General features: G+C 38.2%; 8 protein-coding genes and 1 tRNA gene. 8 read left to right on the top strand and 1 reads right to left on the bottom strand.

All coding sequences use genetic code 11. From position 1 onward, the window contains the following. Positions 1-32: 32 nt before the first annotated feature. Positions 33-3266 (bottom strand): ATP-binding protein, encoded by a 3234-nt coding sequence (locus tag FJR08_RS18705; RefSeq protein ID WP_168634171.1) that lies wholly within the window; start codon positions 3264-3266, stop codon positions 33-35. Between the two features lie 745 nt (positions 3267-4011). Here FJR08_RS18705 and FJR08_RS18700 point away from each other — a divergent pair. The 8 genes from FJR08_RS18700 (at position 4012) to FJR08_RS18665 (ending at position 11094) form a co-directional block, all read left to right on the top strand. Then, complete coding sequence (locus tag FJR08_RS18700) at positions 4012-4590, top strand: KaiA family protein (protein ID WP_168634170.1); 579 nt, start codon at positions 4012-4014, stop codon at positions 4588-4590. 99 nt (positions 4591-4689) lie between these two features. Further along, a complete protein-coding gene (gene kaiB / locus FJR08_RS18695; RefSeq protein ID WP_148765324.1) occupies positions 4690-5004 on the top strand; it encodes a circadian clock protein KaiB in 315 nt (104 codons plus the stop codon). Positions 5005-5170: 166 nt separating this feature from the next. Next, entirely contained in the window at positions 5171-6727 is a 1557-nt protein-coding gene (gene kaiC, locus FJR08_RS18690; RefSeq protein WP_148765326.1) for a circadian clock protein KaiC, read from the top strand. A 109-nt stretch (positions 6728-6836) separates the two neighbouring features. Next, entirely contained in the window at positions 6837-8825 is a 1989-nt protein-coding gene (locus FJR08_RS18685; protein ID WP_168634169.1) for a TolC family protein, read from the top strand. Positions 8826-9138: 313 nt separating this feature from the next. Continuing rightward, the gene (locus FJR08_RS18680; RefSeq protein ID WP_015081532.1) at positions 9139-9522 is read left to right on the top strand and encodes a hypothetical protein; all 384 of its coding nucleotides are present in this window, start codon (positions 9139-9141) and stop codon (positions 9520-9522) included. 18 nt (positions 9523-9540) lie between these two features. Continuing rightward, positions 9541-10041, top strand: a complete 501-nt coding sequence (locus FJR08_RS18675; protein ID WP_015081533.1) for a hypothetical protein — start codon at positions 9541-9543, stop codon at positions 10039-10041. Positions 10042-10171: 130 nt separating this feature from the next. Further along, the gene (locus FJR08_RS18670; RefSeq protein WP_168634168.1) at positions 10172-10951 is read left to right on the top strand and encodes a photosystem II S4 domain protein; all 780 of its coding nucleotides are present in this window, start codon (positions 10172-10174) and stop codon (positions 10949-10951) included. A gap of 69 nt (positions 10952-11020) precedes the next feature. Further along, positions 11021-11094 (top strand) — tRNA-Val (locus FJR08_RS18665). The last annotated feature ends 232 nt before the right edge of the window (positions 11095-11326 follow it).

The raw sequence follows: 11326 nt of genomic DNA, 5'->3' as shown, positions 1-11326 counted from the left end.
AAATGAATCAAATAAATCAAATAAATCATAGTCTAATTTGCTAAAGATTGATTAATCTGAATTAATAGTTCCTCCATTGAAATCGAACGGGGTAATATCTGGGTAGCAATTCCCCGAACCGCAGTTTCTACAGAAGATGTATATCGTTGTTTCCGAGATTTTGTTACATTTCCATAATTTGGTTCATTGAATTTTTGGTCAAGTACCAAAATTGGCGGCAAATTAAATGGTAAATTCCCTAATGATTCAAGAGCTTTTTGTACTTCCTTATTCATTGCCGTCTCGTTCAAGCAAATCAAAAGTAAATCAACACTTTGATGACTGACTTGTTGGACAACTTCCGACCAACAACCGGCAATAGAAGCTCTAAAACCAGCAGTTTGTAAGTATTGAATTAAAGCTTGAAACCACTCATATCCTCGATTAATTTGCTCATCTTCAAAATTAATAAAAGAACTTTTGACTGACTGATAATCTTTAAGTGGTTTGCGTTTTACCGTGGATAAATCACTCAGCATACTTATATCTACAACTAAAATATTTATTGGACAACAAATACCAGCAGCAATTTGTAATACAGATGCTAAAGCATCTTGTTGATAATTTTGATGATTATTTTTCTGTGTTAAGGGACTTAAACAAGGAAATACAGACAATCCTGGTATTTGGGAAGCAGCTAAAGTAGTCGCAACATCACAAGTTACCAATGGTAAAGTTGCCAATCTTTGATGTTTTGTTAATTGTTCTAAATAAGTGCGAGCAGTAGAAATTTCCATATCTAGTAAAATTACATCAAACTGCCAAACTCGCGCTAATAAATCTGCTTGATCTAAATCATCTACTTCAATAACTCGATGTTCTCGCAGAGAAGGGTAGAGATTAATAGCCTCTATTTCCGGATTTACTAACCTGAGAATTCGCAAAGGAATATTTTGAGAATTGATCTGATGATTTTCCATCACTGAATTCTTAAATTCAGTTGTTGTTGATATTTTTTCTAACAATGATGCCAATGCTTGATGCTTAATTGGTAAACTCAAAAAACTATCAGCCTGTTTATTAAATGCTTGTTCCTTTTCGGCCGCTGTGGCTGTGACAATAACATGAATATGACGAGTTAAAACATCAGATTTTAGTAAAGTCATCACATCCCAACCAGAAAGTAAAGGTAGTAAAGGATTTAAAAATATTGCCTTTGGTTGCAAACGTCGAGCTTTTTCTAGTGCCTCTGTTCCTGATCTAGCAATAACAACACGATAACCTAAACCTTTAAGTTGTTCAGTTAATTCTTCAATATATTGGGCTACTGCTTCCACTACTAACACCAGTCTTTGGGAAGAACTATTGAGGTTTTGAGGAGAAGAATTGATGATATTGCCTATTTCCCTCTTGGTCGCTATGTCTTCAGACTCATTAAAACTGGCTTTTGGTGGACTTGGAGGTAAAAGCAAAGTAAACTGACTCCCTTTCCCCTCACGAGATAAGAAACTGACATCTCCACCATGTAAACGAGCCAAAGCTCTAGTTAATACTAATCCTAAACCCGTTCCTTCAAACTGACGAGTGAGTGGGTTTTCTAATTGCTGGAATTTTTGAAAGATTAAATGTTGTTGTTGTTCAGGAATTCCAATCCCTGTATCCCAAATAGTAAAGGCAATCCAGCCTTCCCAACGGCTAACCCGTAAACCAATTTCCCCAGATATTTCCGTGAATTTAAAGGCATTAGAAAGTAAATGCACTAACATCTGTCGCAAGCGTAATTCATCTGCTACCATTTCTTCTAAACCTGGTTCAATTACTAGGCTAAATTGGTGATTAGAATTAGATAAATTTTGATTTTCTGCTGGGGATGATTGTTTAGTTTTGTGAGTTTGATAATGAATGTTTTTAACGTCTGAGAAAGCCCGTTCACATACTACTTGAATTTGTACCGAGGTGAGGGTAAGTTCCATCTGTCCCGTTTCCATTCGCGTTAAATCTAAAATATCATTCACCACGCTCATCAAATGTCTACCACTTTGATGAATTAATCCAGCATAACGAGCTTGACGCTCATTTAATTGTCCCAACTGTTGATCTACCAGAAGGCGAGATAGTCCTAAAACTGCTGTTAACGGTGTTTTTAATTCATGACTAATGCAAGCTAAAAATTCATCTTTTAAGCGATTGAGTTGAATCAAATCGGCATTTTTTGCTGCCAACTCTTTGCAAAGTTGTTGTTGTTCAGTTACATCTGTGGCTAATATTAACCATAGTTCTTCTGAATTTTTTGGTAATTCTGACTCCGAAACCCAAATTTTTAACTCGTTACTATCTAAAGGAATTTTTGCAAATTCCCAAACTCGTTCCTGACCAGTTTTAATTTCCACCACACAAGTACAAATACCCAATTTCTTATCGAAAACACAGTGGTTAGAACCGTCATTTATCGGCAGAGATGGTTCTTGCAAAAAAGGGAAAGCTGATGGTGAGTCAGGAGAAAAAACTGTCGGTGAGATACTTTGTTTGTGCGTCGTGAAAGTATCGGTTTTCTGATTTTCTTGAGGATTGGTATAAATATATTTTGGAGTAAGTATAGTCTCTACCTGTTTTCTAATGCCTTCAGGATCTTTTGATGTTCCTAGTTGTTGCCACCAAGGGAGGTTTTGCATAACTACTTCGCCTTGACCAGTTTGTAACATCATTGGCCAGGGCAATCTAGCTAATAAGTGGACTATAGACTTGTGTATTTTTGGCTGGCATTTATTGGCTGTATCTTTGATGTTTTTTTGGTGTGGAGAAGTTTTGGTGTTTGTCACATATTTGTGACTTCCTTCTGCTTTGGTTAAACTAATGGAAATTTTCTTCTGAGCTAACAATATTAATAGGCTTAAAGTATTTAGGATTCCTAAATATTTACCATCTGAATCAACTAGCGCCCAATCTAAGTTACTTTTTTGTTGTGCTTCTTGATCTTTGAGAAATAAACTAAATTTTTCCAGATTTGCTGCGGCTGGTATGGTCTGTATTGGTGCTATGAGGGATTTATCCACCTGTGAGAGTGGTTGTTGCAAATGCTTTAAGAGGTGGTTATCAGCATCTGCGGCTAAGAATTGTGGCAGTAATCGAGCAGAATACAATACACCAATTGGGCATTGTTGGGAATTAACTATTACCAAGCGATCGCACTGTTCTTCGACAAAAATATCCAGCACTGCTGCCAGAGTATTCGTTTCCCAGCACATTGGTACAGTTACTATAAATTCATCAAGTGGGTACTGTAGCATTAAAATAAGTCCTCGGTGGTCTTTCTGCTTGTGATCAACTTCAGCATTACCATCAGCACTTGGTTTAGATAGTTTTCAAGCCTGAAGCAATATCCTCCAGGAATATTGAGAATGGCTACGCGACGCTATCAGCGATTCTGGTGACAATTGACAGACCTCTTCAAACTAGTACATCACGGCGTAAATAAAGCAACCATATTCAATCGCCAAAAAGCCTACTGTATATTAGTTTTGACTTTTGACTTTTGACTTTTGACTTTTGACTTCCGCCCTGCGGTACTAGCTATTTAGCTATAGCTCGTGGTCACACTCCGTCATGGACATACATTGTCTCGAAGTCAATCACCAATAATTTTTACCCTTGCGATCCAATATGTGAGTTTCTACCCGGAGCAAGTAACCATATTTACCAGGAAAGCTACTGGTATTGGAAATCATCATTTTCTATCGTGACAACTACAACAATAATTATGGCTCCAAAGATTCGCTTTAGAACCTTGAGGAATTATAATGATTTAAAATGCGACAATTCTTTAAGTTCGTTTAAGTATCTTATCAATAAGTGAAATAATGTCATCTATCTGCCGTCGGATATCCTCATACACATTATCCATTAGCCATGACTCTCTCTCAATGCAATGAGCCATCAAAGAATTTATCAGTTATACTACTTAGCCCTATTATGTATAATTGATTGCGTGACTGTGTATTGCACTTTCAAAAATTCATGATCTATAAATAGTAGATGTTATTACCTATATTGCTTTTACAAACAAATATAAAACAAATTCTCGATAGACCATTTGTAGAAGAGAGGCACAAAAGTTTAATTGTTCAAATATGGAACTTCCTTGAGAAATTAATCACTCAATGTTACTGGCAACCTATACTTTGTCAAATATACTATTTGCCCCATTGTCAGCCACAAAACCCAGATCAAAAAGATAATTATTTCCTTGCAGTTAGCCAGGAAAAAAAGACACAAAATTTTCAGGACATGGCTGCTATCGAAAAACAGGAAATTTTAAATTCACTTAAATCAGATTACCGTCAAATAATTATCAATTATTTTATCAGTGACAAAACACTACCAGAAAAACTTGATAAATTTGTTAATACCCTATTTTATACAGGTATTCCCATACCACAAATTATAGAAATGCACATGGAAGTCATTGATGAATTTTCTAAGCAATTAAGGATGGAAGGCAGAAGCGATGAAACATTGCTCGATTACCGTTTAACCTTAATAGATATTTTGGCACATCTTTGTGAAATTTATCGCTGTTCTGTTGCTAAAATTCCGTTGAATATTCCAAAGTAGAATTTGCATTTGCATTCATGATGAATTAATGCTTGATTGTGTATGTAAAGAATACGGCTTTTGGTCTTTCACCTCTATGTTTTTAGGAGTTTATATTGTATGAATGAAGCTAAAAAGACCTATGTTCTCAAGCTATATGTAGCAGGAAATACCCCTAATTCAATGCGGGCTTTAAAAACCCTCAAAAATATCTTAGAAGAAGAATTTCAAGGAGTTTATGCTTTAAAAGTAATTGATGTCCTGAAAAACCCCCAGTTGGCCGAAGAGGATAAAATACTCGCCACACCAACACTATCAAAAATTCTGCCCCCACCTGTGCGAAAAATTATTGGTGATTTAACAGATAGAGAAAGAGTATTAATTGGGTTGGATCTGCTGTATGAAGAATTGAGTGAAGAATATGGGAAAGAATAACACAAAATGCAGGAGGCAAGAGTAAAGCCGTGGTGTTAGCCATTCTTTGATGAAAATTCGGGAATTTTTTTTACCTGCAATTTGGTATATTTATTTAGTTATTAAAAATAATTAAGAACTTTCTTGATTTTAAGAACCTGGGTTGAATATCCATATTAGACAAACCATGAATAAAAAAGAGCAACCTGAACCCAAAAAAATACCTATTGGTGTCGAAAAAATTCGCACGATGATCGAGGGCTTTGACGATATTAGTCATGGCGGTTTACCTGTTGGTAGAACTACTTTAATTAGTGGAACTTCAGGAACTGGCAAAACTTTATTATCACTGCAATTTCTTTATAATGGCATCACCTACTTCGACGAACCAGGAGTATTTGTCACATTTGAAGAATCACCCAGTGACATTATTAAAAATGCCCATATTTTTGATTGGAATTTACAAGGTTTAATTGATGAAGGTAAATTATTTATTCTCGACGCATCTCCTGATCCTGAAGGTCAAGATATCGTAGGTAATTTTGATTTATCAGCCCTGATTGAACGTTTACAATATGCCATTCGTAAATATAAAGCTAAACGGGTTTCCATTGATTCCATGACCGCCATATTTCAACAATATGAAGCGATAGGAGTAGTCCGGCGAGAAATTTTTCGGTTAGTAGCACGGCTGAAATTATTGAATGTCACCACCATCATTACCACTGAACGGGGTGAAGAATATGGACCAGTAGCATCTTTTGGAGTTGAAGAATTTGTTTCTGATAATGTAATAATTGCTCGTAACGTCTTAGAAGGAGAACGTCGCCGCCGAACTATTGAAATCCTCAAGTTACGGGGAACAACTCACATGAAAGGCGAATATCCCTTCACAATTACCAATGAAGGAGTCAATATATTCCCCTTGGGAGCAATGCGTTTAACACAACGATCTTCTAATGTGCGCGTATCTTCTGGAGTGAAAATTCTTGATGAAATGTGTGGTGGTGGTTTCTTTAAAGATTCGATTATTTTAGCCACAGGAGCTACAGGAACTGGGAAAACTTTATTAGTGAGTAAGTTTATTCAAGATGGCTGTGTTAATGGTGAACGAGCCATATTATTTGCTTATGAAGAATCTCGCGCCCAACTTTCCCGGAATGCTTCTTCCTGGGGAATTGATTTTGAAGAATTAGAACATCAAGGATTACTGAAAATCATTTGTACCTATCCTGAATCCACTGGTTTAGAAGATCACTTACAAATTATTAAATCAGAAATCTCCCATTTCAAACCTGCTCGCATTGCCATTGATTCACTTTCCGCAATGGCTAGAGGCGTTAGTAATAATGCTTTTCGTCAGTTTGTAATTGGGGTGACAGGTTATGCTAAACAAGAAGAAATTACTGGTTTCTTTACCAATACTACAGATCAATTCCTGGGTTCTAATTCCATTACTGACTCCCACATTTCTACGATTACAGACACAATTTTGATGTTACAATATGTAGAAATTCGGGGAGAAATGTCACGGGCAATTAACGTATTTAAAATGCGCGGCTCGTGGCACGATAAGGGAATTCGTGAATATAATATTACGGCAGATGGTCCTGATATTAAAGATTCATTCCGTAACTATGAGCGAATTATTAGTGGTGCGCCTAACCGCGTTACTATAAACGAAAAAGCAGAACTTTCTCGGATTGTCAAACGTTTTGAAGACAAACCGAGTTCAGATGTTTAACACAGGGTATAGTCCGATATTTCTGCCTAAATCTCTAGATCGTGCTATATTTTGTGGTGAAGACAAGTATTCTGCCGCTAAATTAATATTTTTTGTGTGAGGGGATGCGGTGAAAGGACAGCAATTATTCCATTGTTTCTTACCTGGTGTGACAGCAGCAGTATTAACAACTCAGCCCGCTTGGGCTAATGTTATTCAAGTAAGTCAGTTACAGCTAACGTCTTCTCCTAGTGTGTTAATTTCTACCAATAGTAGGAATTTATTCCCAGACAATAGCCTACAGCCCAAAAGTAACGTTAAAAGTAACCCAGGATTATTACCTGCTAATTATTTCAGTCAAGGTAGTATCCAGCCTATCGGCAACCACGGTCTACCTGTAGTTGTTGCTGACAATTATCTCAGCATTGACGGAGAAAAAATTTCTAAACAAGATCACAGTAGATTTGTCGGGTTTTCTGATTTATCAAATAATAATTTTCTGGCTGTTAGTAATCCACAATCAAGTAATTTAAGTAACTCTGATCATCAAGGTGATGTAGAGGTAGCAAAGTTACTAAAATCTGGTAATTGTCCACAGTCTCAGTCAAAGAGTCAAGCGGCTTTACTTCTTACTTCTAATACCTGCTTACCTCAAAATACTGATACTTGGATAGCACAAACAACTGTTCCTACTACTTCAGAAACCAGTACACCTCCGGCGGAGAATGTACAACCTACACCTAGTCAGCCCGTAGATTTTCCTAATGTTCCTAATGATTTGAATCCTAGTCCTAATCCGCTGCTATATCCAACGCAAGCAGAGGAAGTGAAGGTTCAAGGAACTCAGCCAATTAGTTTGTCACAGGCTCTGGAACTGGCTAAACGGAATAATAATGATTTACAAGTGTCTGTACTACAACTGCAACGGAGTAAATCAGTTCTCCGCGAGGCGCAAGCCGCTTTCCTACCCAGTGTAGATTTGAATGCGAATGTTGAGAATAGTCGCACTGTTAGCGATACATTGCGTGTTAAAAGACAACAGGATGCTGGATTATCGGTAGATGATGCTTCTTCTACTACGGCGTTTACTGGTACAGGACAGATAAGATATGATCTTTATACTTCTGGTAGACGTAATGGGGCTATTAAAGAAGCTCAGGAACGGATACGTAAGCAGGAGTTGGATGTGGAAAGGCAATCTGAGCAAATTCGGCTAGATGTATCTAAGGCATATTATGACTTGCAACAAGCTGATGAAAATGTGAGAATTTCCCAGTCAGCTGTAAATAATGCCCAGGCTAGTTTGAAAGATGCAGTGGCTTTAGAACGGGCTGGTGTGGGGACTCGTTTCGATGTGTTGCGATCGCAGGTAAATTTAGCTAACTCCCAACAGGACTTAACTAGTGCCTTTTCTCAACAACAAATTGCCCGCCGTAAGTTAGCACCACTGTTGAATTTGCCCCAGTCAGTGAGTATTACTGCGTCCGATCCTGTCAAATTGGCAGGTTTATGGCAACAGCCACTAGAACAAAGTATCGTTTTGGCTTATCAAAATCGTCCTGAACTACAACAAACTTTAGCAGATCGGAATATTAGTGAGGCTCAAAGAAAACAGGCCTTAGCATCTTTGGGTCCCCAGGTAAGTTTACTCGGTCAGTATAACTTATTCGATCAATTTGATGATGGAACAAGCGTGGTTGATGGTTATTCTGTGAGATTGCAGGCTAGTCTCAATTTATATGATGGGGGAGCAGCAAAAGCCAGAGCAGCCCAATCTAAGACCAATATTGCGATCGCCGAAACTCAGTTTTCTGAACAGCGCAACCAAATCCGCTTTCAAGTAGAACAAGCATATTCTACCCAAGCATCAAATTTGGAAAATGTACAAACTTCTAATGTGGCTTTAGAACAAGCTAAAGAGTCTCTGCGGTTAGCGCGGTTGAGATTCCAAGCCGGTGTCGGGACTCAAACTGATGTAATTAACGCATTAAATGACCTCACCCGTTCTGAAGGTAATCGCGTCAAAGCCATCTTGGATTACAACCGTGCTTTAACAGAATTACAAAGATATGTTACATCCAGGGGTTTAAATCAATTACAGAACTCAGGAGTCAAGTAAGAGGTGATGGGTAAATGGGTCAACTTAAAGCCAGCCAGGGAATAAATTCCCTGTCTAAAAGCTAAAGTCGGTTAAAACCGACTATTCTAACATTCAGAGTGCGTTTTAACGCACTTTAGCTTTTAGACCGGAACTTAAGTTCCGGGCGGGTTTGTCAGCCAACAAATAAGCCATTTTTAGCCTAATTTGACACCAATGAAGCTCTTGCTTTACCCCTACCCGCAAAATCAAATAATTAAGCCGTGTTGAGTATACCTATCACTATTCCCAATGTTGTAAAATAGTTTTCAAACCCCGGTCTAGTCAAAAACTCATGACTAAAGTTACATCACAAGAGATTGCAAAATTTCGTTCTCATTTGGTAGATGATCCTCAAGCAATGGAAGCATTAGACTTGATAGAGGATTGCGATGGAGATTTAGAAGATGCGGTAATGACTCTGGCTATTCGGGCTGGACAAGAACCAGAACAAACTAATTCCGATTGGTTAGATGCTTTAGCCAAAAAATGGCGAGCGGCAATTTGTGAACAAGAATATCGAGAAGACTTGTTAAATGGGTCAATTCAAGAGATGATAGTACATCTGAGGACAATACCGAGTTTTCCCAAAAGTCTGGCTACACCCGTTTTAATTTATATTCTTAAACAAGGTGTGAATAATTTTTGTGAGCCTTTGGATTTGCTAAAGTCACATTAATCCTGAATTTTAAAATTGATGAATTATCTTGTTGCTGTATTATCAGATCGCATCCAAGCCGAAGCCGCTGATTTAGCTTTAGAAAGAGAAGGCATAAATGGCACTATTCTCGGTAGAGGATACAAAAGTGCTGATGAGTTTGGTTTAATTGACCCCAAAGAACAAGCAAAAAAACAAGTAAAATTAATGGCGATTTGGTTAGTACCATTTGGCTTTTTTGCTGGTTTTACCTTCAGTCTCATCACTGGTTTAGATACCTTCGCTTGGGCTGGGGAAATCGGAAATCATGTGGTAGGCGGCATCTTGGGCGCTGGTAGCGGTGCCATGGGTAGTGTGTTTGTAGGTGGTGGCGTGGGTTTATTTGAGGGTGGTGGTGATGCTTTACCCTATCGCAATCGTTTAGATGCAGGTAAGTATTTAATTGTGGTGCAAGGTTCGGAAAATCTGACTCGTCAAGCTACTCGTATTTTACGCCAGTTTGAACCAGAAAATATTCAAGGTTATGCGGAAACTAATTAATTGGTAATGGGTAATTGGTAATTGGTAATTGGTAATTGGGTAATTTTTTTCTTCTTTCTTCTTTCTTCTTTCTTCTTTCTTCCTCCTGACTCCTGACTCCTGACTCCTGACTCCTGACTCCTAAAAATTCATGCTACCTAGAGAAGAACTTTTAAAAGGTGTTGAAAACCGCGATACTGTCGCCCGTGTAATTGATCAAGCAGATCAGGCTATAAAGACGTGGGAAGTGGTATTTACAGATTTTTTGTCTCCGCCGGAGTTGGCGGAAATTCAACGGGTATTTAGCCGCTTGACGGAGGTGCATTCGGTAGCTTGGGGTGGATATCCACAGGCGGAAAGACAAAGGTTAGCGATCGCTCGTGCTGATTTACCATTAGATCAGTCTCAAGTGGCGATTGTGGCTTTAGATATTGCTGGTAATTTCTTGTTTGATACCGCAAATCACCGAGATTTTTTAGGCGCAATGCTGGGAACAGGAATTGTGCGGGAAAAAACGGGAGATGTAATTGTGTTGGGAGAAAGAGGGGCGCAGGTGATTGTTGTCCCTGAATTGGTAGAATTTTTAGAGATGAGTTTGCAACAGGTGCGTTCTGTGCCGGTGAAAACTCGACGCATTGAGATTAATGAGTTAAAAATCCGTGAACCTAAGAAGAAGGAAATGACGACTGTGGAAGCTTCTTTGCGGTTAGATGCAGTGGCTTCGGCTGGGTTTGGGATGTCCCGGAGTAAAATGGTGGATTTGATTGACTCTAATGATGTGCGTGTCAATTGGAAGGAAGTCACTCAAGCCAGTTCCCATGTTAAAACAGGGGATTTAATCGCTATTCGGGGGAAAGGGCGATTGGAAGTTGGGGAAATTGCGGTGACTAAAAAGGATCGCTATCGGGTGCAATTGACTAGATATATGTAGATAAAATTTTGGTTTTAGGGATTGACAGATTATGTTTTATATGATATATTGTTAATCTGTGTTGATTACGGACGGTTAGCTCAGGTGGTTAGAGTACATCGTTGACATCGATGGGGTCGTTGGTTCGAGTCCAATACCGTCCATATTTTTATCTGTAAGTTGTTCGCTAAAGTTTTGTGATTTCAAGTTTGAGATTGCCACAACGGCAAGGTGATGGTTGAAAAATAGGTGCAATTAGTTAAAATTTAGAATTAGATTACCAAAAAATCGGGTTTAAGTGAAAAATAAAATTTACATTATTACCCACAAATCAAAAAAAACAATAACATAAAAACCCTATTTAGTCGGTTTTAACCGACTTTAGCTATTAGACAG

This window comes from Dolichospermum sp. UHCC 0260 (assembly GCF_009711985.1).
Classification (GTDB): domain Bacteria; phylum Cyanobacteriota; class Cyanobacteriia; order Cyanobacteriales; family Nostocaceae; genus Dolichospermum; species Dolichospermum lemmermannii.
Note: the sequence above shows the minus strand (reverse complement) of the source record. Positions and strands in the feature narration are given on the sequence as shown.

Coding starts and splice junctions, on each gene's coding strand:
- FJR08_RS18675 (WP_015081533.1), top strand. CDS start 9,541: ATGAATTATCTTGTTGCTGTATTATCAGATCGCATCCAAGCCGAAGCC.
- kaiC (WP_148765326.1), top strand. CDS start 5,171: ATGAATAAAAAAGAGCAACCTGAACCCAAAAAAATACCTATTGGTGTC.
- FJR08_RS18680 (WP_015081532.1), top strand. CDS start 9,139: ATGACTAAAGTTACATCACAAGAGATTGCAAAATTTCGTTCTCATTTG.
- FJR08_RS18670 (WP_168634168.1), top strand. CDS start 10,172: ATGCTACCTAGAGAAGAACTTTTAAAAGGTGTTGAAAACCGCGATACT.
- FJR08_RS18700 (WP_168634170.1), top strand. CDS start 4,012: ATGTTATTACCTATATTGCTTTTACAAACAAATATAAAACAAATTCTC.
- kaiB (WP_148765324.1), top strand. CDS start 4,690: ATGAATGAAGCTAAAAAGACCTATGTTCTCAAGCTATATGTAGCAGGA.
- FJR08_RS18705 (WP_168634171.1), bottom strand. CDS start 3,266: ATGCTACAGTACCCACTTGATGAATTTATAGTAACTGTACCAATGTGC.